Raw genomic sequence first — 25866 nt, 5'->3', positions numbered from 1 at the left:
GATGAACAAACGCGCCGCAATGATTGGACTGTGCGTCTGCTTGTCATGGGGAGCGTTCATACTGCCGACAGTTGCCGCCAAGCACGGCGAAGAGGCGCACTCGGCATTGGAAGCGCAGGAAAAAAAGACAAAGCCTGTCAAGCACCCGCTGTCTCATCCCTGGGACAAACCCGGCCCCTCCTCCGCCATCCTGCATCCGGGAGCACCTGCCGCCGCAGGGATGACGCCTGCACCGTTGCGAGAAATCGACTCATTCATTGAAACGGCAATCCAGGACGGCGTGATGCCGGGTGCGGTCGTGCTGATCGCCAGACGCGGGGTGATTGTCAAGGAACAGGCGTATGGCCATGCCGCCCGCTTCGCCGACGACCAGGGGACTTTGCTGGACCAACCAGTCGCAATGCGGACCGACACCATCTTTGACCTGGCGTCAATCAGCAAGCTGTTTACCTCCACCTCCGTCATGCAGCTTCACGAGCAAGGGCTGTTCCAACTGGATGATCCGGTGGCCAGGTACATCCCGGCGTTTGCGGAAAACGGCAAGGAGGACGTGACCATTCGACAGCTCTTGACCCACACCTCCGGCTTTGAACCATTCATTCCCCTGTACAAGATGGGGAACAGCCGGGAGGAGCGGCTGGAGATCGCTGTTCGCCATCCCCTTGTCAACAAGCCTGGCAGTGCGTACGTATACAGCGACCTCAACCTGATTGCACTGGGGGTGCTGGTGGAGAAACTGAGCGGCCAGCGCCTGGACGAATACGTCCGTGAGCACATCACCAAGCCCCTGCGCATGACGGATACGATGTACAATCCGCCTGAGCGCTTGCAGAAACGGACGGCGGCGACGGAGTACCAGCCCTGGACAAACCGGGAGCTGGTCTGGGGCCAGGTGCATGATGAGAATGCATGGGCGCTGGACGGCGTCGCCGGGCATGCCGGGGTGTTCAGCACTGCCCGCGATTTGGCTGTCTTTGCACAGATGATGCTCAACGGCGGCACCTACGCCGGAAAGCGGATTTTGTCCAAACAATCGGTGAAGCTGATGATGGAAAACCAGATCCCGGAATTCCCTGGGGACGACCATGGGCTTGGTTGGGAGCTGAACCAGGGCTGGTACATGGACGCGCTGGGCGACAGCCGGACCATGGGGCATACCGGCTACACCGGCACGTCGATCGTCGTCAGTCCCAACAACGACACGATCTGCATCGTGCTGACCAACCGCGTCCATCCCACCCGCAACACCGTCTCCACCAACCCGGTTCGCCGGGGAGTCGCTCGTCTGGCCGCACTGGCGATCCCGGTGGACCTGCCCGGAAAGGACGGTGCCTGGTTTGCGGGGACAGGCGATGAGCTGGACAACACATTGACGGCAACGGCCGATCTTCCAGAAGGGGGACTCCTCACATTTGACACCTGGTACCGGATTGAAAACGAGAGCGACTTCGGCCATGTGGAAGCGTCTGTAGACGGCGAACAATGGACAGAGGTGGGGACTGCGCTTACCGGTGAAGGCGACTGGCAGACGGTTGCGTGGCAGCTTCCTGCTGGTACACAACAGGTCCGGTTCCGCTACGCTACTGATCCCAGCGTGAACGGCCGGGGCTGGTATGTGCTGAACCCGACCATTACCGACCCGTCCGGCAAGCCGGTTAAAACCGTCTGGAACCCGCTAGGCTGGACATACGAAGGCAAAAACAGGGGGAGATAATCGTGAAGCACAAAAAGCATGCAGGGCTGGCAATTTTCTTCGCGCTGCTGCTGATGTTCTGCCCGGCAGTGATTGGCGCAGACGCAGCGCCTGTGACTCCAGAAGGAGACAAGGTCGGCGTCACCGATTTGATCATCAGCCTGAACATCCCCGAGGCAGATGCGGTCGTGTCGGGCATGACGCTGCAGCTTCAGGCGCTGCATCTGTACGCGGACGGCCATTTTGAGCAGACGTCGCGCAAGCTGAGATGGCACTCCTCCAACAAAAATGTGGCCAGTGTCGATGCGCAGGGCACCGTCACGATTACCGGACACAACGGCAGAACCTTCATCTCCGTAACGGACGGCAAATTTGAGGATCGCATCGCCATTGACTACAAGGAAAAAGGGGAGCCGCAGGTACAGATCGTCAAGCAGAAAGGGAAGCGGTACGACATCATCGGCAAAGCGATCGCCGGCATGACGCTGGAAGAAAAAGTAGGCCAGATGATGATGCCCGACTTCCGCAAGTGGAACGGCACCGATGTGACCCGCATGCTTCCGGAAATTGAAGAGCTGGTGAAGAAGTACCACATCGGCGGTGTCATTTTGTTCAGGGAAAACGTGGTGGATACCGCGCAAACGGTCCGTCTCGTCCACGACTACCAGCAGGCGGCGGAAAAATACGGGCTGCTCGTGACGATCGACCAGGAGGGAGGCATCGTGACCCGGCTGCAGCAGGGCACCGACACACCGGGGAACATGGCCCTCGGAGCCACCCGTTCCACGGAACTGGCCCATCAGGTGGGCAAGGTGATCGGCAGGGAGCTTTCTGTCCTGGGCATCAACACCAACTTTGCCCCGGTCATGGACGTCAACAACAACCCGGACAACCCGGTGATCGGCGTGCGGTCATTTGGTGAAGATCCCAAGCTCGTGGCCGAGATGGGTGAGGCCTACATCAAAGGACTGCAGGAATACGGCGTAGCTGCTACGGCCAAACACTTCCCCGGCCACGGTGATACGGCTGTCGATTCTCATTTGGGACTGCCGGAAATTCCCCACGACAAGGAACGGCTGATGAATGTGGAGCTGTACCCGTTCAAGCAGGCGATGGAAGCGGGGGTGGACGCAATTATGACGGCCCATGTTACCTTCCCGAAAATCGACGACACCAAAGTCGTCTCCCGCAAAGACGGAACGGAAATCTCACTGCCTGCCACCCTGTCTCCCAAAGTGATCACCGGGTTGATCCGCGACGAACTGGGCTTTGACGGCGTGGTCTCCACCGATGCGATGGACATGCAGGCGATCGCCGACCACTTTGGTCCGGTGGACGCTGCCATTCGCGCGATACAGGCGGGCGTGGACATCGTGCTGATGCCGGTTGGACTGGAAGAAGTGACAAACGGTGTCCTGAAAGCCGTCAGCGACGGCACAATCAGCGAAGAACGGATCGACCAGTCCGTCCGCCGGATTATGACGTTGAAAGTAAAACGGGGAATTTTTAAAGCCGAGCAGCCCGCTGATGTACAGGACCAGATCGCCCGTGCCCTCGAGGTGGTCGGCTCGGCGGAGCACAAGCGGGTGGAAGCGGAAGCAGCCGCTCGTTCTGTGACCCTGGTTAAAAACGACGGGGTACTGCCGCTCAACATGGACGAAAAAGCGACCATTGCGGTGGTGGGCACCACGTATGTCGACGAACTGGCTGATGCCATCAGGAAACATCATGCCAACACCGTCACGATCAAGGTGACAAACAACACCCTGACTGACGAACAGCGAAAGCAGGTGGAGGAGGCAGACGCGGTCATTATCGGTTCCTACACGTTTGACGTAAAGGGACGTTCCTCGGACAACCCGTTGATGAAACTCTACCGGGAGATCAGCCAGCAAGCGGACACCCCCGTGATCGGCGTGGGCATCCGCAATCCGTACGACATCATGGCGTACCCGGAAGTGGATGCCTACCTGGCCCAATACGGCTTTCGCACCGCCAGCTTTCACGCGACAGCAGAGACGATCTTCGGTCAAAACGAGCCGACGGGAACACTGCCGGTCAGCATTCCGGACGGGAAAGGCGGTACCCTGTACCCGTTTGGTCACGGTCTGGGATACATTAGGTAAATCTCCGGTTCGGACGAATGGCCCGATTCGCTTGTCGAGTCGGGCTTTTTCACGTGGAAAGAGTTCGCTCCTAGATCAATTTCGTTCCCGTTGGTATAATATGGGTGTTTCGCGAAATGCTGAGCACGCTTGTTGCAATCCAGGGGGGAATGGAAAAGGTGTACGGTAACAGACGAACAGGAGTCATCCTTCTGGTCGTTTTGCTTCTAGTCCTGTTTGCTGTGAAACGATGGGACCAACCAGTCGATCAGAAGGTGATCAAAGTCGACAGGTGGGAGGAAGTCAAGCAGTATCAATATACCAAGACCCCTGGACTGAAACGGGCGGAAGAATTGGATCTTGTCCGTACCTTTGACATGAAGATCCCTGTACCCGGTACCGGCCGCACATTGTCGATCGACGAGATCTGGTACAACAGCAACCATGTTTTTTTCTTTACCAGCATTGACGTACCTTCCGGATTTCTGGGGGCTCTCCCCAATGAGAGGGAGGTGCCGATTGTCTCGTTTGTGATGGGGCTGCCGGGGGATCAGCAGGATGGACCGGGCCATCCGCTCTTTACCTTGAACTGGGAACCAAATGAAGGTGTCATTTACGACGGGCGGTTTTACAACCGCGCGACCACCAACCCGCTTTACAAGGATGGCATGACCGACATTTTGTCCAAGGTCGACGAGATCGTACTGCGGGATGTATCTGTGAGCATCGGGGGACAAACCATTCCGCTGCCTGATATTACTCTCCCCATTCGTTTTGACGTTCGCCAGGAGGTGACGGTCTCGGTACCGTTGAAGCAGGAACTGCACGCGATGGACCGCACGATCACCCTGGAGTCCCTGGAACTGGGCACGACGGTCAATCGGCTGTACTTTCGCTTCCGTTCCCCGGAACCACACGAACAGTTGAGCCATGTGTCCTTTACCCTGCATTCCGAAGCGGGAGAGGTGCGCGACTCCAACCTGAGCCGGATCGAAACAGGGCCAAACGGGCAGCATTACGTCGAATTTGAACCGTTTGACAAACGGCCGGCAAAGTTGGAACTGATCCTGCATTCGCTTTGGCTCGCGGGAGACGACCAAATCCATTTTTCGATTGATTCTGAATCATACGACCGCCACCTAAACAATGAAACAGACTCCTACCGTGAAAAAGTAGCGAAGCACCTCGCCACGATCAAAAACACCGATGTCTATCTGGATGAACTGTACTACGACGACAGGGGCATTTCCTTTTCCATTCGCTATGAGCATCAGGAAGCGGAGAAACTGCCTCGAATGCATCTGATTGTCGGAAAGCCCAACGATGCTGAAGTGGGGACCAATCGGAAACTGCCGCTGACGGTAACGGCGACAAACGAGCGGGGCGAGCCCGGTGAATACGGGCAGAGCGGCAGCGGTGAGAACACCTATCACATGTTTTTGGGCGCAGCATTTGTGCAGGCTTCCAAGCGCATTGACGTTACCGTTGACCGGTTGCTGTACGAGATAGCGGGGGAGTGGAAAACAGCATGTGAGGTGCCAAAAGGTGAATAGAGGTTCCAGGAAACGCTTGCCGGTATGGCAGGCGTTTTTACAATGGTTTGCGTATGGTTTGCGGCCAAACCGTGTTACTCTATGTCCATGTGGAATAGACAGTTGTCTTTTTGACGTAAATGGCGTAAGCTAAGAATTGACATCAGGGCCAATCGTCCGGCCGCGGCATCAGCCGCCATCGCGCAAAGGCGAAAGGGTGGCTTCCTCTTTCACGGCCGGCGTCGGGACCGCGGAAACATGCCATGAAAAGAAGAGAAGAAAGATAAAACCAGGAGAGATCACCTCACTAGAGGGATAGGAGGATCAGGAGATGAAGGTAGCAAAATTCGGGGGGAACTTCGCTGGCCAGTGCCGAGCAGATCAAAAAAGTGTGCCAGATTGTGAGAGCGGACCAGGAGCGGCGGATCGTGATCGTCTCGGCGCCGGGAAAACGGCATCCAGCGGATACGAAGGTGACGGACCTGTTGATCGCTTATGCCCAACGCCGCCTGAACGAAGGCGAAGCGGAAAGCGAGAAGCAGGCCGTCATCGACCGGTTTGTGGAGATTATGGAGGGATTGGCGTTTCCTGCACAGCTTTCCCGCGAGATCGTGGCCGCACTGGAGGAGAGCCTGGCTGCGGCGCCCGTCGATCAGCCCGAACGCTTTGTGGACGCCGTCAAAGCATCGGGTGAAGACACCTGCGCCAAGTTGGTTGCGGCGTATCTGCGCCAGCTTGGCGAGCAGGCGGAGTACGTCAATCCACGGGAAGCCGGACTGTACGTAACGGATGAAGCCGGCAACGCACAGGTGCTCCCGGAGGCGTACGACCGGCTGCAGTCTCTTGGCCAGCGGCAGGGCATCGTCGTGTTCCCCGGGTTCTTCGGGTATACGCCGGACGGGGTTCTTGTCACGTTTTCCCGTGGCGGTTCGGACATAACAGGTTCCATCCTGGCTGCCGCCGTGAAGGCTGACCTGTACGAGAACTTTACCGACGTGGATTCGGTCTACGCGGTAAACCCCAACCTGATCGCCAATCCAAAAGAAATCCGCGTCGTCACCTACAGGGAAATGCGCGAGCTGGCCTATTCCGGCTTTACCGTTTTCCACGAAGAGGCGCTGCTGCCCGCATTTCGCGCCGGCATACCGGTCTGCATCAAAAATACGAACAATCCCGCCGCGCCGGGGACCAAGATCGTCTCCGGCAGGGAAACGAAAGACGCGCCGGTGGCCGGTATCGCCAGCGACAAAGGCTTTTGCAGCATCTACGTGAGCAAATACCTGATGAACCGGGAGATCGGCTTTGGCCGCAGACTGCTGCAAATTCTGGAAGAAGAAGGCATTTCGTACGAACACACGCCGTCCGGTATAGACAACATCTCCGTCATCTTGCGGGAACGGTTTTTTGACGAGGAGACGGAGTCGCGCGTCATCAAGCGGATCATGGACGAACTGCATGTGGATGAAGTCTCCGTCGAACGAAATCTGGCGCTCGTCATGATCGTCGGAGAGGGGATGAGGCGTTCCGTCGGGGTGTGCGCGCGAGCCACCACTGCCCTGGCAAACGCGCGGGTCAACCTGGAGATGATCAATCAGGGATCGTCCGAAGTGAGCATGATCTTTGGCGTCAAGGCGGACGATGCCGACAGGGCGGTGCTGGCGCTCTACCAGGAGTTTTTTACGGCGCAAAACGCTTGCCCGCAGCCGGCGGCTATCCGCTAGCGACAGTCATAAAAAATGAGGGGGAGTTCCCCCTCTTTTTTGCGTTTATCGTTACCCCTGGATTGGGACGTGTCCTTCAGATGCACGCCGCTCTTGTCTGCGGTCGTTCCCGATCAGTTTGCCTGATCTGACCAGTGCAGCCGTGACCAGCAGCGCCGCACCATTGATGAGAAACACCGCGCGAATCGGAATCAGTCCGCCCAAAAAGCCGCCCATCACGGGGCCGATCATGGTGGCCAACTGTGTGACGGACTGATTGAGACTGAACGCTCTGCCGCGAAACTCCGGTGCGGTGACGCTGACGATCAGCGCGTTGATCGACGGATAGACGGCTGCAAAAAAGAGCCCGTACACAAACCGCAGCACGCCGAAGCCGTACAGATGAGTGAAGAAAAACTGCAGGAGATTGCCAATTGCCCCGCCCACCAGGCCGATAAACAAAATCCTGGTATAACCGAGCCGAGTCCCTGCCGCTCCCCACCGAGGCGCGGCCAGCACCGTAGCGATGCCTACGGCGGAAAAGATGATGCCCGCGCTGAGCGACGCATCCTGCCGGGACGTTCCAAGCTGCAATACGTACACGGTCAGCAGCGGTTCCAGCAGCATGACGGACACGGTAACGATCATCGACAATCCCAGAACGGCAACAAACGGGCGGTTGCCCAGAGCGGTGCGCAGGTCGTCGCGTATGTTGGAACGCTCAGCGGAACGGTTTACATTGGTCTCTTTTGCGAAAAACGTGGCGATCAGCGCCGCCACCAACACGACGTACCCGGAGAAGAGAAACGCTTCCCGGGTGCCCCACAAATGGCTGACAAAGCCGCCCACGAGCGGTCCGACAATCCCTCCGGTGGCGCCGGCCGTCGACATGATGCCGAGCGCGTAGCCCACGTGTTTTTCCGGTGTGTTCGTCGCCACCAGGGCGATGGATGCCGGGACAAAACCGGCCAGCAGCCCCTGCAGTACCCGAAGCAGCAGAAATGTATACGGATCGGTGACGAAATAGTTCAAAAAGTACAACACGGCCAAGCTAAACCCTGACCGCATCAGCATCGGTTTCCGTCCGTACTTGTCGGCGAGCGATCCCCAGTAGGGAGAGATCAAGGCGCTCACCAGGAAGGTAATGCCAAACGAAATGCCCGACCACGCCTCCAGATGTTCATCGACGCCAAGAGACGTGTGGAGGAAGAGGGGCAGAAACGGTATGGAGATGGAGTACGCCGTGCTGCAAAAAAACACCCCGATCCATAGCACAACGAGATTTCGCTTCCAGGAAAACGTCATCTGTCGTCACAACCTTTGTGGAAAGAAGAGTTGCGTGATGCGATCATTTTAACATTGACTGACAAAAATGACTAATTGAGAAATTACATTGAATTGTTTCGGAAATGAAATTAGGGCGTACCACTCTTCGAAAATATTTCAAAAAAACTGCTTGACAGTTGCCAATACCCATACTATACTTTTTCCATGTCAGGCAAAACGGTTTGTGCCTGGAATCCTGTAACAGGGAAACTTTGCGTAAGGAGGCAAGAACGATCATGGTAAGTGAATTCGTACAAACAGCCAAAACGAAAACACTTCCCGATCGTTCGATTGCAGCGTAGGTTTCTTTCGCGTTCCCTTTCCGTTCCATGGGATCAGGGATTGCGAAAGGCGAGCGGCACAGCCGGAACCATACATGCATGAACACAGACGTCGGGAAGAACCATGACGTCTTTTTGCGTTTGCGAGATGGCGGGGAAAGCCCGGCGTCTTCGTAATCCGCACGAGGCGTCAGATAACAACCTGGCGTCTTTTTGTGTTTGCGAGACGCTGGAGATATGTGCCGGCCTCTTTGTGCGCAGCGCGAGACGCCGGAATGATTAATGTTCCCGCGTCTTCGTGCACAGCGTGAGACGTCGGAAACGCCCGGCGTCTTTTTGCGCTTGACGAGGTGCCGGACACCCGCCATTCATGCATGGTAAAACCGCTGTCACATATTACGTAAATCTGTGCGCTGCAATCGAATCAGTGGAGGGTTGCCCGATCAACGCAACAGGAGTGTGGAGAATGGGCAGCTGAATACCGGACCGGGACGCAACCGGACCACAGAGGAGTGATCGCCAAAACATGCGGCTGGACTTATTATCAGACATTTACATGTACATGACAAAAACACAAAAACAAAAGAAAGAGGGATGGTATGACAGCTCAAACGACTGCTAACAATTCGGCGGGAAATTTGTTCCGCAACCGGGTGGTACGGACCATTCTGCTGTCGGCGTTATTTTTGCAGATCGGCATCTGGGTCCGCAACTACGCTATTTTGCTGTACGTGATGGAGCAGACGAATGGGGACCCGATTGCCGTATCGCTCATCTCCGTGGCTGAATTTGCGCCGATTTTTCTGTTTTCCTTTATCGGGGGCACGTTTGCCGACCGCTGGCGCCCCAAGCGAACAATGATCTGGTGTGACCTGCTCAGTTCGCTTTCCATGTTTGTCGTGCTGCTTACGCTGGTGTTCGGCAGTTGGAAAGCCATCTTTTTCGCGACACTGGTCTCGTCTGTGCTGTCGCAGTTTTCGCAGCCGTCCGGCATGAAGTTGTTCAAACTGCACGTGCCGGAACAGCTCATTCAGATGGGGATGTCCATGTACCAGACGCTGATTGCACTGTTCATGATCCTGGGACCGGTTGTCGGTACATTTGTGTATCAGCATTACGGCGTCGGCGCCGCAATCGCAATCACGGGTGCAGCCTTCCTGCTGTCCGCTGTCGTGCTTGTGATGCTGCCGCCTGATCGCGACGTGGAGAAGCAGGATGAGAACACCACCTTCTGGCAGGAGATGAAGGCAGGCTTGCGCTATGTGCAGGGGAACCGGACGTTGACCCTCCTCGGCGGCTGTTTTGCTGCAGCGGGGTTTGCGATTGGTCTGACGCAGCCGTTGGTGGTATTCCTCGTCACCGAACGTCTCGGACTGCCGAAGGAGAACCTGCAATGGCTGATGGCCGTCAACGGCGTCGCCATGATCCTCGGTGGAGGAGTGATGATGGGCCTGGCGAAAAAAATTGCCCCGCAAAAGCTCCTCATGCTGGGGATGACCGTGAGCGCCTGCGGTTTCCTGGTGATGGGACTGTCGACTGAACTGTGGCTGACGCTGACGGCCCAATTCATCAACGGTCTGGTCATACCGTGCATCCATATCGGAATCAACACGTTGATTCTGCAAAACACCGAAGCATCGTTTGTCGGGCGTGTCAACGGCATTCTAAGCCCGCTGTTCATGGGCGCGATGGTGCTGATGATGAGCATCACCGGATGGTTGAAAGCCACATTCTCGCTGGTGACGATGTTCGAGGTGGCTACCGCGCTGTTCTTCATTGGGGTGGCGGTGATTCTACCGCTGCTCAAACAGCAGCAGGGGGGAGCTCCGCAAAAAGTCGTACAGCCGGAATAAAACGGAATAAAATAGGAATACAAAAATCGAGTCGTGTGAATACGCAGGTACCCAGTAAGGCGTACCTGCGTTTTTCATTCGTTCCGTTTTTATTGGTTCAAAGAACGCATGGACATGGCATAGGAATAGATACAGCGTACATGGTTGAAAAGAAGCATATTATCAGTTCATGAAATGGCATTTTCATGAACTGATACAAAAAAATAGACAGAAAGCCATCCACAAGGCACCAGCTGTTCTCCATTTTTGGCGAACGATATTGTTCGTTCTTGACAACTTGCGTTTTGTATGGGCTTTGGCAACGTTGTCTATGCCAGGATGCTGCTTGAACCGCTAGCCAGCGACGAGTTCTTTGATGGAATATCATATAAAATATCCGACAACCATTGTGATGGTCGCATGTCTGTGTCTGATACCTTACTGATCGCATGTTTCCAATCAAGGACTTGTCATCGAGCTCTTGTCATGAGGATTGTCTGGTAAACGTCATCGGATGCTCATCGGATGATTATTATTGGATAATCATTGTTCGTGTCACTATTAGCGTTATTGCTTTGGAGTTTGCGACGCTGTCTGTATCATGGGATGCCTGCTGAGAACCGCCAGTACATGGCGATTCTTGAATGTTTATCAGTTTACATAATATATATTATCGGACTCAAAAGGAAATCGATCCGCTTCGCAATATCTTTCCGCTATAAATCGCTGTAAATACATAAGAAGCTTTAGGAATCCGCAGAAAAAAGAATCCGCAGACATATTTGCCTGCGGACAAAAGTTCTTCCTCGATTGTGGCCGCGTGTTACTTCAGCAGCGCTGCATCCAGTGCCACTTCGATCATCGCGTTGAACGTGGTCTGACGTTCTTCAGCTGAGGTGGCTTCGCCGGTGAAAATATGATCGCTGACGGTCAGGATGGACAAGGCGTTGCGCTTAAATTTGGCGGCCAGTGTGTAGAGGGCGGCCGTCTCCATTTCCACAGCCAGTACCTGATAGCTGGCCAGTTTTTTGTACAGGTCCAGGCTTTCCTGATAGAACGTGTCGCTGGTGAACACATTGCCCACCTTCACAGACAGATTCCGGTCTTTGGCGGCCTGGTATGCCTTGTGCAGCAGATCAAAATTGGCCGTTGGCGCAAAATCAACCTGCTGGAAGCGCAGCCGGTTTGCCTGCGAATCGGTGGACGCCGCCATGGCGATGATCACGTCGCGCACCTTGATGTCTTCCTGGATGGCACCGCAGGTCCCGACGCGGATCAGGTTTTGCACGCCGTATTCCTCCATCAGCTCATGGATGTAAATGGAGATGGATGGCACGCCCATGCCTGTCCCCTGTACGGACACCCGCTTTCCTTTATATGTACCGGTAAAGCCCAGCATGCCACGAACGTTGTTGTAGCACACTGCATCTTCGAGAAACGTTTCTGCGATGTATTTGGCCCGCAGCGGATCGCCTGGCAACAGAATCGTATCCGCAATCTCATTGGCCTTTGCTCCGATATGGATGCTCATAAATCATCTGCCCCTTTTCTACTCCAGATTGTCCTACGAAGTAATCGTACTACAAACGACCCAAATCGCAAAGTATATCCGTTTACAGAATGAACCACCGCCGCCACCCCGATGAGGTGACAACGGTGGTACTGGCACATGGACAGTTTTTTATGTCTCAAACGGCAGTATGACATGCCGATCGCTGATGATCCGCGCCTTCTCCACGTGCGAAAACACGTCCCGCTGCCGAAACGGGTCTTCTAAACCCATCCGGTCAGAGTTCTTCACGTGTTGCACGTACTGTATCGCTTCCAGGTGATCGCCCAGGAGCAGCTCCTGAATTTTGGGTGAAAGTTTTCGGCGAAACACGTTCACACTCTCTGCCTGGACGACGACCATCCCGTTGGCAATCGCCATCGCCAGCGCTTTTGGCGGAACCATCAGACTGTCGAAACCAAGTGCGGCAGCAGCGCTTCGCTTCATCGCATGCGGTGCCGCGCTCAGTGACGAATAGCGCAGGTCGGGGCGGGACAGCATCCGGTTGAGATAATATGTCGCCATCGCGACGGCGTCCAGTTTGGCTGGCTGACGGTAAAACGGATTGGCGTTGTTCAGCGCGATGTCCGCCCCCCGATAGCAGGCGTTTGCAAATGACTGCAGCGACGCTGCGGGCACGACGTAGCTGCCATCAAGAAACAGCAAGACCTCCCCGCTGGCTTCCCCAGCGCCGATGGCCCTCCCCACGTCGCGTCCCAACTCGAACGGATAAACCACACAGGTGACCGGGTGACTCCAGACCATGTCCACCGTACGGTCGCGGCAGCCGTTGACAATCACAATGATTTCCTTGGGCCGCAGCTTTTCCACCTGCCGCAGCACCGCTCCAATCGTCTTTTCTCCATTGCTGACCGGGATAATTACCGAGAGCATCCGGCTGTTTCTTGCCAGCTGTTGGGGCGTTAGCTGCTGCCCGGATGATGGTTTAGCGCGGACGACGCGTTTTGGGCCCGGTTTTGCGCCGAGTCTTTTGTTTGGCTTTTCGAACGACACGCCAATCCCCCCCTGTCGTCCCTCTCATCATCTGACTGTATACGGTCCGCAGGTGCAACTGCGGAGGGACTAACAGCAGATCCCGATGACGTTCGTGATCGTAAAATCCTGCCCGCTCTCCCCTTTCTCGCAGACAGGTGGCGATGGCATCCGCGTGATCGCTCAATTCAAGATCAACAGCTCTATCGTTTCGCCCGGCGCGTGAATTGTTCAGCCGCGCCGTATTGATCGGGCAGACTCTGGTAATCGCCAGACCTTGCAGTGCGGCTTTGACCAGCGCCCTGGGCGGGACAGCCAAATCCTCGAAGCCGATCCGTTCGGCCGCCTGCCGGCTCATGGCGTGCGGAACGGTGGTCAGGGAGCTGCCGGCCAGATCAGGCCGCCCCACGATGTGATTCAACAGCCGTCTGACCTGGGTGACTGTTCCGTTATACCGACAGCCGGTGGAAGCGTTGAGCACCACATCCCATCCCTTTTTCACTTCGTCCACGTACTGACGAAGTTTGGAAGCCGGCACCAGACAGTCCGCATCGATGAACAACATGATGTCGCCTCTGGCAAAAAAAGCTCCTATGGCACGACCAACATCCTGACCGAGAGTGGGAACCGCTTCGATAACCTTGGCTCCTTGTTCCAGCGCCCGTTTGGGTGTGTGATCCGTCATGCCGCTGCATACGACGATCACTTCCGTTGAAGGGGACACACGCCGTGCCTCTTGGATGACCCGGACGATTCGCTGGGCCTCGTTTTGGACGGAAATAATCACGGACACTTCAGGTGCAGGACATGTCGTGCTGTCCATTGCGTTTCCCCCTTCGCAGGAATATCGGGTCTCATCCTACGATACGCCGGGAGGAGGCTAATGGACACGGCTGCTGTCACAGCCGTCCCTGAGCAGAATTAAAGGGCCGCATGTGCACCACCGATCCGCTCTGTCCCAACTCATGATCCCACATGCTCAGTGTTTGTTGGAAAGCGGTATTCCATACGAAAGAAGGACGCCCGGTTGGGGACGTCCATCCTCAGGAATCAGGACCAATGCGCACGGCGTGGCAGATGCCGCAGTCTCTCCCGACGGCGGCGGCGAGATCGCGCAACCGTCAGGACAAACAAAAACAGGTTTAACATCAGCCAGGCAAAGAAAATCGCGTATCGCGGCCATGCGGAATCCGCTTCCTTCTCCTTGGGTGCGGCATCCGCAATCGCGGCGGCGCGAGGGGGATCTTTCCGCAGTAACGGCAGCGTCTGCGTCATCTCCCCTGCCCTGACCAGCAGCTGGCCGTCGGCAGTCAGCTCCGTTTGCGGCTCCGTCCCTTTGGGGACTGTGGCGTACAGATCAGTCTCTGCCTGATAGGTGACCGCAGGTGCAGCATCGTTGGCCGCCGCTTCCTGACCAAATGTTTGGCCGGCAGTGGCCACCTGTCTGGTCTCATAGTGGGCAAACCCATAGTCCAGCATGGCGGTCACGTCCTTGTAGGCGTATGCGCTGGACCCTGCTTTCATCGTGACCGCGATCAGTTCTGTTTCGCCGCGCTTGGCCGAACCCACCAGCGTGTGCATCGCCTGGTCGGTAAAACCGTTCTTGATCCCGGTCGCCCCTTCGTAATTGCGGAGCAGCTTGTTGTGATTAATCAGCTCCGTCTGCCATTCGCGACCGTTCCACGGCAGGCGGACAGTGGCCACGATCTCGCGGAAGGTCGGGTTTTTCATCGCATATTGGGCGATTTTGGCCATGTCTGCCGCAGTCGTATAGTGATTGGGATCATGCAAGCCGTGTGCGTTTGCAAAATGGGTCTCAGTGACACCCGCTTTTTCCTGCAAGTATGTGTTCAGCAGATCGGCGAAATGCTCGACGCTGCCGCCCAAATGCTCCGCGATCGCAGTCGCCGCGTCGTTGCCGGAATTCATCAGCAGCCCGTACTCCAGCTTGCGCAGGGTGACCTGCTCCCCTTCGCCCAGGTACACGCGTGTGCCTTCTTCGTAGCGCGCTCTTTTGGAGACGGTTACAATATCATCCGGATTGCCGTTTTCAATCGAGTAAATCCCGGTGGCGATTTTGGTAATGCTCGCCGGATACAGGCGAAGATGCGGATTTTTTTCAAACAAAATCTGACCCGTTGCCGCGTCAATCAGTATGGCAGATTCCCCGTAAATGCCGCTGGGTGTCAGATTGTCTTCCCCACGGGCGGATGCGGGCTGCACGTTGAAGCTGCACAAAACGCAGGCTGCAACGAGCAGGTACGTAAGCAGTAGACGCATGGTTGTCGGTTCCTTTCTTTGTACTTGCGGGCATCAGCACGTCCGTGCTCGGCTAGCCCAGTCGCTTGCCCAGCAGATCGTGAATCATTTTAAATTTCGGATTGTCTTGAAAAGCCTGTTCAAAACCGCTTACGTGTTCGCGGTACAACGCTGCCGCTGATTCAAAATCCTGCTTCACGTACAGCGAGAAGATTTCTTCCAGTTTTTCCTCAAGCGACGTGTTCACTTCGGGCGGCGTCAAAATCTCCTGGCGCAAGCTGTTCATCAAGACGTCCAACTGGTGCGTGATCACGGACGCCTCGTGGAGCTGCTGCATCACGTTTTCCGGGATGTTCCCGGCGTATTTGTAACGCAGCTCGTGTTCGTTCGTCGCCCAAAAATTCATGCCCAACGTACGAATTTGAATTTCGCAGAACAGCGTGATTTTTTCACTTCCGTGGTACACTGTGTAGGAAACGATCATGTGGATGCTGCGGTATCCGGAATCCTTGGGCGTTGCGATGTAGTCCTTGATGTCGTGGACTTCGATGTCCTCCCGCTCCTGCAACAGCTGCTGGACTTCACGCACGTCATCAATGTACCGGCAGACGATGCGCAGTCCGGCGATATCCGTAATCTCCTTGGCCACTCGCTCCTGCCAGGTGTCCTGCTGAAAATCGATCCCTCTTTCCTGCGCTTTCTTGATCAGGCTGTCAACCTTTTTCACCCGCCCGACGACGAACTCGATGGGTGAATAACGGCCTCTTTTCAAAAAACCGTACTTGATGCCCTTCAATTTCAGCTTGAGTTCATCGACAGCCTGTTCGTACGGGGCCAGAAAATGAACAAGGTTGTTCAGCACCTTGTTGGGTACGTGTGTAGTGCTCATGCAAATTCACCTCCATGTCACTCCCAGAGGAAAGGAGAGTCTCCACAGCGGCTGCGAGTTCATATACGTGTTGTGAGATCAGCATGCCGCAGTGAAGATGGATGGGGACCTGTGAAAAAAACGGTGCTCCCCATGCGGTCGATTATCCGGCCGCGTCTGAGCCTGTCCATAAGGCAATTTGCGGCTTTCCCGTGTCGACGCGCTGACAGCTAAACGGCGTCGTCATACGGCCTTGGGACAGGCATGAGATACGTATCGGAAAAATACGGCATCTAAAGCGGAAGTGTGCCGCGTTTATCTCTGTCTGGTCGGCATCGATTCGTTCCGTGTTGTGCCGCATCTGGTTCATCTGTGTGCTGACAGTCAGCTTGTCGGCGGCATTCGTGTTGGGGGCGATGATCAGGCTGGCGAAATGCTGCTTGTCCACCGACAGCACCAGGTACGCGCCCGGCTTTCGCATTTAAGGGAATGGAAATCCAATGACCAGGTATATGGGCGAGCAATCAAAATGACGCATTCCCTTCCATTTTCCAGTATACCAAAAGAATACGGGAAAGGAAAAAGAAAAAGAAGGCTAACCATCCAGCCTTCCTATTGTTCCTGCTCCGCCTGTCTTTTGTTGTAATCGGCCATCATCTCCATGATGGATGTCATGTTCGTCAGCATCTCGCTTGCCCGTTTTGTCTTCTGCGAGATGGAGGTAAAGTCAATCTTCCCTTTTTTCGGTCCTTCCAGCGCCTGAACAGCTCCCCTGCCTTTTCAGGATTGGAGCGGATACTGGAGATGCGAGCAGCGTCCTGCATCAGCCACGCCTTGAAATCGGGATTGTCCCGCAGCAGGCGTTTTACTTCTTTCTTTTTCATTCCCGGAAGTCACTCCTTTCCGTCAGCCATGGTTAGTTTGCCTGTTCCCTACACCATATGACTAGTCCCGGAATATGATTGTGTGTTTACACCGGGAGAAAAAGAAAGGGCGGGTACACCACGCACACGCAAAGAAAAGGCCCCTGTCCGGGGCCTCGTTCATCCAGTTATTTGCTTTTTGTCAGATGTTAGCTGCGACCAGCCAGTTGTTGTTCAGCAAAGCTTACCAGACGCTTGGTGATTTCGCCACCTACAGAACCGTTTTGACGGGAGGTGGTGTCAGGGCCAAGAACTACGCCGAATTCAGCAGCGATTTCATACTTCAGTTGGTCAAGCGCTGCGTTTGCTTGAGGAACTACCAGGTTGTTGGATCCACCAGTGTTGTTTGCCACGTGTGATTCCTCCTTCATAACAAGTTTTCTCCCGGGACGGGGTTGAACCGCCAGCGAAGCCGCTTCTCTCCGTTGAGACCGAGAGGCGGTGGAGTGAGAGCAACTCTGGCTCTCTCGTGTTACTATCATCCCTCCGTTGAACGCATCCATGCAGTGTTCGTCGATGTAAAATCTGTCAAGGTTGATCGTACGCTTTGTGTTATAATGGGGCGAGACAGTTGGACACGAGAGGAGTCGCGTTTTTGTGAACCACCCCGAAAAAGTACTGCTCATTGACGGTATGAGTTTTTTGTTTCGTGCGTTTTACGCCTCCGCCTGGGCGGGCGGGTATCGGCAGACCTCACAAGGCGTTTATACAAACGCTGTCTACGGGTTTACGAAAATGATGCTGGACTACATCGATCTGGTGCGCCCCACCCACGTCGCCGTCGGCTGGGATGTGGCTGCGCGGGAAACCCTGATTCGCTGTCAGTGGTACGAGGGATACAAGTCCAACCGGGTGGCACCGCCCGAAGAACTGGTCCCCCAGTTTGATCTGGTCAAGGAGGTGACGGATGCATTTTCCGTCCCCAACCTGGGCATCCCGGGATATGAAGGAGACGACATTCTCGGCACTGTCAGCACGCGGCTTCAGGCCGAGGGGCATCAGGTGGTCATCGCGACCGGTGACTATGACAGCCTGCAGCTGTTGTCCGAGCAGGTCAGCGTGAAAATCCTGAAAAACGGCGGCAAACACGAACACTACACACCCGCCAGCCTGCTGGCCGTCCGCGGGATCAATCCGGAACAGGTCGTCGACGTAAAGGCATTGATGGGCGACGCCTCCGACTGCATTCCCGGCTGCCCGGGGATCGGCGAGAAGACGGCAGTCAAGCTGATTGCCGCCCACGGCTCGCTGGACGGACTGTACGCCAATCTGGATGCATGCACGCCCAAAATGCGCGCCAAACTGGAAGAACACCGCGAACAGGTGTATCTGAGCAAAAAGCTGGCGACGATTTTCCGCGATGCGCCGATCGATTTTTCACTCGAAGCGGCAAAATGGGAGTACGATCGGGAACGCGTTCAAGAAAAGTTTGCCGAACTGGAGTTTGGCCGCACCTTGGTCAGCAGGGTAAGCTGAGTCACGACAGCGCCGTCTGCCATGATGTTGCGGCGACGATAGAGCGAAAACACGCTCGAGTCGTCGCACCGCCAACGTGCACGCGAAAAATCCCGGCCCTTTTGAATAAGGGTCCGGGATTTTTTCAATTAACATGCGCGGCGGTTGTTCACGATTTGTATCGTTCCTCAAATACATCGAGAAGCAAACGGGTGTTCTCTTCTTCCTGGCAGTCCCATGTCGCGGCAAAGCGGACCCGGTGGGAGACCCCCAGGATGTCGTACTTCTGGACCAGGTGTTGACGGGGCGAGCCTACGATGAGACTGTGCAGCCGCACTTGTTTGCGCTTGGCCAGATCGGCCAGCATCTCGCGCACGTACAGGGAAAGGCCGCCCACCCCATCCGTCACCATGACGAAATCAGCCCCGCGAAACTGCTGGTTCTCCTCCACGATTTGAATCGCCCGCTTCATGGGCGCATCAAAGTGCGTTCCGCCCCCGAAAGCCATTTGCGCCAGCGCGTAAAACGCGGGCCAGTCCGGCCGCCGATGGTACAGAGCCTGTTCGCGAAGTTCTCCTTTTGCGCCAAACAGCAGCAGCAAAAAGTCTCGTTTTTCCAGGAGGCTGAGCGCGGCAAACGTCATGACAAACAGCTGGGCCAGGCGCAGTTTGCTCCCCCGCATCGAATGGGAAGTGTCCAGCATGCAGATCACGGGACCTTTGGGCGGCTCCTCCAGCCATCCGACAGTGTCGTACGTCATCAGCTTCTGCTCTACCCACTTGAGCAGAAAATACGTCTCGTAATCCGCATCGGCCAAAAGGCCGGCTTCGCTTGGCAGCATGTGCGCGATGTCGCCCGACTGCCTCAGATCGTAGTATTCTTCCGGCAGCCGCCGCGAGCGCATCTGCTTCCTTTTTATCCGGACGTGATGGACGTTGCGCCCCACCTCGTTAAGGAAATCAACCAGGTCCGGATGCCGTTTCAACTTTTCCAGCCACTTCATATATTGTTCAAAGCTCTGGCGCCGGAGCTTGCCCAACTCATGCCCCCAGCGGCGGTTGGCAAAGCGCTGGCTGGCCGTAAGCAGCTCATGGACGAACAACGATTCGTCCGATTCCTGCGACAGCGTCTCTTTCAGGGAACGGTCCAGCCACTGCCCCAGCTCCTGTTCCAACTGGGCCACGGCCTCCCGTTCCTGCCTGGACAGCCGCTCTCGCTGTTTTTCCCGCTGGCCCAGCTCGTCCTCCAGCTTTTTGACTTTTTGCTGCAGCTTGGGGCGCTTGGTCACATTCACCCGCATCTCTTCCCGCAGTTCCTGAATGCGCGCTTTCAGGGAGCGGATCTCCACTTCCACCAGCGGCCGGGTGTCCATCGCCTGCTGTTTGTCCTCTACCATGCGCTTGCCCTGCTGCAGCGTGTAGCCGACAAGCTGAAGCTTGGCAACCTGTTTTTCCGTCAGCAGCTCGGACAATTGGGCCTGTTCTCTGCCCTCGTGTCCCTGCTTTTGCTTAAGTCCGGCGACCAAGGGCGTCAGCTGCTGTTCCCGCTCCCGGCGTTTTACTTCTTCCGCGTATGACGCCGTCAGCCACATGAGCGCCTTGATGGCCGTCTTGAAGGCGGCGCTCTCATTGCCTGCCGTCCGCGGGTGGATCATCCGGTAAAAATACTGTTTCATCAGCGTCTGCACCATCCAGCGGTGAAACGGCGGTGCGTTTTGCGTCTGGTCAAGTTCGGGTTGGACAAGATAAAACGCCAGGAAAAAATCGGCCAACAGTTCGCGGTCGAACCACGGCGCCCGCGCTTTGGCTTCTTCCATCCATTCGCGCGCTGTGCGCGACGAGTACTGGTACGCATCAAACAAGTAGCGGTCGACCCGACTGGCACGAATGATCATGCGATTGCATCCTGCCTTCCTACAACGTGTAATCGTATTCGGTGCCGGGAAGTTCCCGGTCAAATACCGTACGGTAGATGCCCTGCAGCATTTGCAGGATTCGCTCACCTTCAATGCGCAGATGGGCGTATTTGACTGTGTATTTTTCCGGATTGGGCAGCAGTCGGTTTTTCTCCCGCACGAACGCGGTCAGATCCTGCTCCCGCTGCTGCCACTGAAGCAGGCGGTTGCGCAGGTCGCGGCCGGTCTCTTCCAGCTCCAACCGGCATTCGTCGAGGAGCGAACGGTAGCGCTCGGCGGCCTCTTTTCCCAGTTTGGCCCCGATCTCTTTCTTAAACTGAAACGCATGCAGATCGGCTTCTTTTTCCATCCACTTTTCAGCGGTCTGCTTTGAACGGCGAAGCGGCAAGTCGTGCTCCATGTCTGCTTTCAACTGTTCGGTGAAGCGCTGGTCAAACAGTTCCTGCAATACAGGCAAATCTTCCGGCACGTCACAGAGCATGTGCGGGGTAAACACCGTATCCCAGATCGAGACACTTTCACGGCCGTGAAGGGCGGCCGATGTTTTCCAGACGTGGGCAATCTTGCTCCATCGCCGGTCAGAGAGGACGAACTCCTTTGCTTCCATATCCTGCTTCAAGCGGTAGAGGAAATAGATCAGCGATTCCGGGATGCTGACCCGGGACGCTTCGCGCTGGATGTCCTTCACGTCATGGAGGGAAAAGACAACCGGCAGCGGTTCGCTCGGCAGTGAAAACATTTTTTCGTAGCTGGAGGCCTGCTGCAGGTAGCCCACCTCGTAGCGGATGAGAAAGCGGTCGTACAGCGCGGTCAACTGTTCATCCTCGTCCGGCAGCTCGTTGGACGCAGCGATTAAAAACAGCAGCGGCACCGCCTCTTTTTCCCTCCCGTTGAAATAGACGCGCTCGTTTAGGATGGAGAGCAGGGAGTTGAGGATCGCACTGTTGGCTTTAAAGATTTCGTCAAGAAAGGCAAATTGGGCAGACGGCAGGTAGCCTGCTGTCTTGCGCACGTACTGGTCCTGTTTTAACTGCTGCAGCGACACGGGGCCGAAAATTTCGTCGGGCGTGGTGAACCGCGTCAGCAGGTATTCAAACCAGTGTTCGGAGCCGAACAGTTGAGCGACGGCCCGGGCCATCTGCGATTTGGCCGTACCCGGCGGCCCGATCAGCAGGGCGTTCTCTCCGCTCATGATGCCCAACAGCAGCAGACGGATCAGCTCGCTTCGTTCGAGAAAACGGCGCTCCAGTAGTTCGACTGCTTGTTCCAATTTGTGTGTCAATGGGATTGACTTGTTCATCATCGCTGGCGCAATCGTGCTGTCACGGCAGACGTGCTGCGCCGTTCCCCCTCCTCGTGCAAGATGTGATTGGTATCGGTTGGCACTCTCTACCTGTAGTGTATACATCCTGATCGGACCACACAAGCCAATGCACGAACGCGGGGTACGGCGGCTGGCATGAACGCGGCGGCACGCGCGTATGATGGAAGGTGTGTGTTGGAAACAATATCCAACAAGAGCAAAACATGCAAAAGGAGGATCGTCATGCCCCAGCTTCACCTGTCTGATGAAGAATACAATCATCTGATGGAACGGATTTTTAAAATCCTGAGCCGAACAGAAGAGCTGGACCACGTCACCCATCACTGGATGTGGGAAGTGTGGCGCGTGCTCTACTATAGTAAACTGTAAAAAATTGTAAGATAGAATCCGCTATCACCCATGTCTGTACCTCCGCATAGTGTGTGAACAAGAGAGGTTTGCCCGACACACGAGAAGGAGGGATGGGCATGGGTGTTGAACTGTCCTGGCTCCACGGGGTGTACGTCCTGTTCGTAATCGGCATTATCGCCACCATGGTGCACCGCCGCGATACCAGTCTCATCTGCATCGCCGGGATCGCCGCGCTCGGCCTGACGGCTACCGGTTCAATATCGGCGGCGGTGGGTGGCGTGTTCGGCAGCTTCATATACGCGATAACGGAACTGCTGCCGACGATTCTGGTCATCTGCATCATCGTAGCGATGAGCCGCGTGCTGACCGAGACGGGCATCAACGAAACGATGATCCGGCCGCTGGCCTCGCTGGTGCGGACGCCGGCGCTGGCATACTGGGTGATTGGCATTGTCATGATGATCATGTCCTGGTTCTTCTGGCCTTCGCCAGCTGTGGCGCTGATCGGCGCGGTGATGCTGCCTGTCGCTCTCCGTGTGGGGCTGCCCGCTGTCGGCGCAGCCGTCGCGATGAACCTGTTTGGTCACGGCATCGCCCTGTCCGGTGACTTTATCATCCAGGGTGCACCCACGCTCACCGCAAAGGCGGCCGGCCTTCCCGTCGCCGAAGTGATGACCGCCAGCGTGCCGCTGGTCATCGTGATGGGGACGGTTACCACTCTGACCGCGTTTTGGTACCTGAATAAAGACATGAAAAGCGGAGCACTTCGCGTCGATCCGGAAGCATCAGCCATACTCTCCGCGCCTCGCGACACCGCACCTGTCCGGCTTTCGCCCGTGCTGCGCAGCGGGCTGGCGACGCTGGTTCCCCTGTTGTTTCTATTGGATGTCGTGGCCATGTTCGCGCTGGATCTGAGAGGAGGCGACGCCACCGCATTGGTCGGCGGCACCGCGTTGTTGATCCTGTTAATGGTCACCGTGCTGGCCCACAGACAGGCTGGGCTGGAACAGGTAACCGCTCACCTGATCCAAGGATTCCAATTCGGATTTCGCGTATTTGGTCCCGTCATCCCCATCGCTGCGTTTTTCTACATGGGTGACAGCGGCTTCGTCAGCGTGTTTGGCGAGATGCTGCCGAACGGTTCCCATGGGATCGTCAACGATCTGGGCGTCGCTCTCGCCCACACCATCCCGATTGGCAAGGAGGTGGCCGCTCTCGCCCTGACGACGATCGGCGTCATCACAGGATTGGATGGCTCAGGGTTCTCCGGGATCACGCTGGCCGGTTCCCTTGCCCAACTGTTTGCGACCGCACTGGGAAGCGGAGCGGCGACGCTGACAGCACTCGGGCAAATCGCCGCCATCTGGGTGGGCGGCGGCACGATTATCCCGTGGGCGCTGCTTCCGGCTGCCGCCATCTGCGGAGTCGATCCGTTCGAATTGGCGCGGCGCAATCTCTACCCGGTCGTGATCGGCCTGCTGGTGACCACGCTGGTGGCCATGTTTCTGATTTGAATAGGAGAAAAAAAGAAGCCTCAGCCAGTCGGTGAGGCTTCATTTATATAGTAATATGTGGTAGCTGTCGATTCTTCTTCGTTTTCAGGAATAGTCCCTCACGCGCGAGTCTGCTCCAGCTCTGCTTGGAACTGTTCCCGATCGGTAATCGGCGCGCGGCAGGCGAAGTTTTCGCAGATGTAGGCCGTCACTTCGCCTCCCTGCATCACTTTGTCCCGGACCACTTCGGCCATGCTGCCCAGCTCTTCGGTCGGATCGTGCAGCACAGTCACTGTGAACGGGGCGTAACCGCTGCGCGTCTCCTGGAGAAACGCCTGCGTTCGCTCATCGTCTCTTGGGCCCGCGATAACCACCTGCCGCACCGGATGCAGGAGCAGCTGCATCGCCAAGAGGGAAAAGCTGTACCCGATGGGGTACTGATTGATGCTCCCCGCAAATGACGTCAACAGGTGCTCCGCCTTGTCGCGCAAATCGCTTCGTCCCGTCAGGTAGAACAGCCGCAGGAAGGTGTAGGCGGCGACGCCGTTGCCGGAAGGAGTCGCGCCGTCGTATATTTCTTTGGGTCGGGCGATGAGCTGTTCGCCGTCACTGCCGTAGAAGAACAGTCCGCCGTTTTCTTCATCCCAGAACAGGCGGAGCAGATCATCGGCCAGCTCCAGCGCCCGCTTGAGGTGCTGCGGCTCCTGTCCGGCCTCATACAATTCCGTAAGCCCCCAGATGAGAAAAGCGTAGTCGTCCACGTAGCCGAGATACGCCGCTTCTCCGTCGCGGTAGCGAGCCAGCAGACGGCCGTTGGCGTCGCGCAGTTTGCTCTCGATAAACTCACATGCCCGCTCCGCCGCCTCCAGATATGCGGGCTCTTCCAGCACCAGCCCCCCTTTGGCCAGCGCCGCGATCATCAAGCCGTTCCAGGACGTCAGAATCTTGTCGTCCTTGCCCGGATGAGTCCGCTGTTTCCGTCGGGCAAACAGCTTCTGGCGCGCTTCTTCCAATCGCTGCGTCAATTCCTCAACAGTCATTCCCCGGCGGCGGGCGAACGCATCCAGATCGGTCCCGATCAGATTGGGGATGCTGCGTCCTTCAAAATTGCCGTGTTCCGTGATGTCATACGCCTCGCAGTATAGCTGCCCCAGTTCATCCCCCAGCACATCGCGCACTTCCCACGGCGTCCAGATGTAGAATTTGCCTTCTTCTCCTTCCGAATCGGCGTCTTCCGCCGAATAAAAGCCTCCGTCCGGGTCGGTCATGTCGCGCAGGACGTAGGTGAAAATGTCGCGGGCGACGCGGGCGTAGTCGCGTTTGCCGGTGGCCTGGTACGCCTCCAGATACGCGTAGGCCAAAAGCGCGTTGTCGTAGAGCATCTTTTCAAAGTGCGGCACCAGCCACTTTTGATCTACGGAGTAGCGGGCGAATCCGAATCCCACGTGGTCGTAAATGCCGCCGCGGTGCATGTGCTCCAAGGTGGTTTCCGCCATCTGCAGCGCCTCCGTCTCACCCGCCGCCTTGGCGTGGCGCAGCAGGAAAATGAGGTTGTGCGGCGTGGGAAACTTGGGCGCTTCGCCAAAGCCCCCGTAGTTGTCGTCAAACTGCTGTTTGTACAGCTCCAACGCTTTCCCAAACGTCTCCCGGCTCAGCGTCCCCGGAGCGGTCCGGGCCATCTGCGGCGCCAGTGTGTTGTATATGTGGTCCACACTGCGGTCGATCCGTCCCCGGTCATTCTCCCAGACCTCGGAAAGCTGCCGCAGAATGTCCATCACGCCCGGCCGTCCCCACTTGGCCGACTTGGGAAAATACGTCCCGGCAAAAAACGGCTTTTTCTCCGGCGTCATCACAATGGTCAGCGGCCATCCGCCCTGTCCGGTCATCGCCTGGCAGACCGTCATGTAGATGTGGTCAACATCCGGCCGCTCTTCCCGATCCACTTTGATGGCGACAAACTTTTCGTTCAGCAGCGCGGCCACTTCTTCGTCTTCAAACGATTCGCGTTCCATCACGTGACACCAGTGACAGGTGGAGTAGCCGATGCTGAGGAAGATGGGTTTGTCTTCCTGTTTGGCTTTGGTGAACGCTTCTTCTCCCCACGGATACCAATCAACGGGGTTGTAGGCATGCTGAAGCAAATACGGTGATTTTTCTTTGGCCAATTGATTGGGTTTGCGGTGCGTTGTCATGGGGAACAACCCCTTCCTTACTGGATTTTATTGTATATGACACATAGCATACCCTGCATGAACAAAAAACACGAT

Annotated in this window: 19 protein-coding genes and 1 pseudogene; 8 read left to right on the top strand and 12 right to left on the bottom strand. The window is 56.3% G+C overall.

The window, feature by feature from the left end; all coding sequences use genetic code 11:
• Position 1: 1 nt before the first annotated feature.
• The 4 genes and pseudogenes from Q7F15_RS10245 to Q7F15_RS10230 all read left to right on the top strand — a co-directional run bounded on the left by Q7F15_RS10245 (position 2) and on the right by Q7F15_RS10230 (position 7051).
• Entirely contained in the window at positions 2 to 1714 is a 1713-nt protein-coding gene (locus Q7F15_RS10245) for a serine hydrolase domain-containing protein (RefSeq protein ID WP_171564853.1), read from the top strand.
• A 53-nt stretch (positions 1715 to 1767) separates the two neighbouring features.
• Positions 1768 to 3819, top strand: a complete 2052-nt coding sequence (gene nagZ, locus Q7F15_RS10240; RefSeq protein WP_230077889.1) for a beta-N-acetylhexosaminidase — start codon at positions 1768 to 1770, stop codon at positions 3817 to 3819.
• 116 nt (positions 3820 to 3935) lie between these two features.
• Positions 3936 to 5351, top strand: a complete 1416-nt coding sequence (locus Q7F15_RS10235) for a hypothetical protein (protein ID WP_230076923.1) — start codon at positions 3936 to 3938, stop codon at positions 5349 to 5351.
• Between the two features lie 310 nt (positions 5352 to 5661).
• A pseudogene (locus tag Q7F15_RS10230) lies at positions 5662 to 7051 on the top strand (aspartate kinase).
• Between the two features lie 51 nt (positions 7052 to 7102).
• Here Q7F15_RS10230 and Q7F15_RS10225 read toward each other — a convergent pair.
• Complete coding sequence (locus Q7F15_RS10225; RefSeq protein ID WP_171564850.1) at positions 7103 to 8335, bottom strand: MFS transporter; 1233 nt, start codon at positions 8333 to 8335, stop codon at positions 7103 to 7105.
• 901 nt (positions 8336 to 9236) lie between these two features.
• On the opposite strand from Q7F15_RS10225, the gene Q7F15_RS10220 reads away from it, so the two are divergent.
• A complete protein-coding gene (locus Q7F15_RS10220; protein WP_171564849.1) occupies positions 9237 to 10490 on the top strand; it encodes an MFS transporter in 1254 nt (417 codons plus the stop codon).
• Between the two features lie 802 nt (positions 10491 to 11292).
• Here the strand turns inward: Q7F15_RS10220 and deoD are convergent.
• The 8 genes from deoD to Q7F15_RS10180 form a co-directional block, all read right to left on the bottom strand.
• Complete coding sequence (deoD, locus tag Q7F15_RS10215) at positions 11293 to 12000, bottom strand: purine-nucleoside phosphorylase (protein WP_171564848.1); 708 nt, start codon at positions 11998 to 12000, stop codon at positions 11293 to 11295.
• Positions 12001 to 12150: 150 nt separating this feature from the next.
• Positions 12151 to 12912, bottom strand: a complete 762-nt coding sequence (locus Q7F15_RS10210; protein WP_171564847.1) for a glycosyltransferase family 2 protein — start codon at positions 12910 to 12912, stop codon at positions 12151 to 12153.
• A gap of 52 nt (positions 12913 to 12964) precedes the next feature.
• Positions 12965 to 13834 carry a glycosyltransferase family 2 protein gene (locus tag Q7F15_RS10205; RefSeq protein WP_230076925.1) on the bottom strand — a complete coding sequence of 290 codons (870 nt, stop codon included), beginning with the start codon at positions 13832 to 13834 and terminating at the stop codon, positions 12965 to 12967.
• Between the two features lie 227 nt (positions 13835 to 14061).
• On the bottom strand, positions 14062 to 15291 hold the full coding sequence (locus Q7F15_RS10200) for a D-alanyl-D-alanine carboxypeptidase family protein (protein ID WP_304414321.1): 1230 nt from the start codon (positions 15289 to 15291) through the stop codon (positions 14062 to 14064).
• A gap of 52 nt (positions 15292 to 15343) precedes the next feature.
• Positions 15344 to 16159, bottom strand: a complete 816-nt coding sequence (locus Q7F15_RS10195; protein WP_304414320.1) for a GTP pyrophosphokinase — start codon at positions 16157 to 16159, stop codon at positions 15344 to 15346.
• 142 nt (positions 16160 to 16301) lie between these two features.
• Positions 16302 to 16619: a hypothetical protein gene (locus Q7F15_RS10190; protein ID WP_304414319.1), complete on the bottom strand. Its 318-nt coding sequence runs from the start codon at positions 16617 to 16619 to the stop codon at positions 16302 to 16304.
• Positions 16620 to 16818: 199 nt separating this feature from the next.
• Entirely contained in the window at positions 16819 to 17022 is a 204-nt protein-coding gene (locus Q7F15_RS10185) for a hypothetical protein (RefSeq protein WP_304414318.1), read from the bottom strand.
• Positions 17023 to 17210: 188 nt separating this feature from the next.
• Entirely contained in the window at positions 17211 to 17414 is a 204-nt protein-coding gene (locus tag Q7F15_RS10180) for an alpha/beta-type small acid-soluble spore protein (protein WP_304414317.1), read from the bottom strand.
• A 244-nt stretch (positions 17415 to 17658) separates the two neighbouring features.
• Between Q7F15_RS10180 and Q7F15_RS10175 the strand changes: the two genes are divergently transcribed.
• On the top strand, positions 17659 to 18537 hold the full coding sequence (locus tag Q7F15_RS10175; protein WP_304414316.1) for a 5'-3' exonuclease: 879 nt from the start codon (positions 17659 to 17661) through the stop codon (positions 18535 to 18537).
• A 148-nt stretch (positions 18538 to 18685) separates the two neighbouring features.
• On the opposite strand, the gene Q7F15_RS10170 is transcribed toward Q7F15_RS10175, so the two are convergent.
• Positions 18686 to 20410, bottom strand: coding sequence for a hypothetical protein (locus Q7F15_RS10170; RefSeq protein WP_304414315.1), 1725 nt, complete (start codon positions 20408 to 20410; stop codon positions 18686 to 18688).
• A 19-nt stretch (positions 20411 to 20429) separates the two neighbouring features.
• Positions 20430 to 21731: an AAA family ATPase gene (locus Q7F15_RS10165; RefSeq protein WP_304415532.1), complete on the bottom strand. Its 1302-nt coding sequence runs from the start codon at positions 21729 to 21731 to the stop codon at positions 20430 to 20432.
• Between the two features lie 246 nt (positions 21732 to 21977).
• Here Q7F15_RS10165 and Q7F15_RS10160 point away from each other — a divergent pair, with 246 nt between their 5' ends.
• Both Q7F15_RS10160 and Q7F15_RS10155 read left to right on the top strand, forming a co-directional pair.
• Positions 21978 to 22124, top strand: coding sequence for a hypothetical protein (locus Q7F15_RS10160; protein WP_171564839.1), 147 nt, complete (start codon positions 21978 to 21980; stop codon positions 22122 to 22124).
• A 98-nt stretch (positions 22125 to 22222) separates the two neighbouring features.
• Positions 22223 to 23620 (top strand): hypothetical protein, encoded by a 1398-nt coding sequence (locus Q7F15_RS10155; RefSeq protein ID WP_171564838.1) that lies wholly within the window; start codon positions 22223 to 22225, stop codon positions 23618 to 23620.
• A 98-nt stretch (positions 23621 to 23718) separates the two neighbouring features.
• Here Q7F15_RS10155 and Q7F15_RS10150 read toward each other — a convergent pair whose 3' ends face one another.
• Complete coding sequence (locus Q7F15_RS10150; protein WP_304414314.1) at positions 23719 to 25791, bottom strand: thioredoxin domain-containing protein; 2073 nt, start codon at positions 25789 to 25791, stop codon at positions 23719 to 23721.
• Positions 25792 to 25866: the final 75 nt, after the last annotated feature.

The sequence above is a fragment of the Brevibacillus aydinogluensis genome, assembly GCF_961514395.1.
GTDB classification, from domain to species: domain Bacteria; phylum Bacillota; class Bacilli; order Brevibacillales; family Brevibacillaceae; genus Brevibacillus; species Brevibacillus aydinogluensis.
The sequence above is the reverse complement of the archived record's forward strand: the minus strand, read 5'-3'. Positions and strand labels throughout refer to the sequence as shown.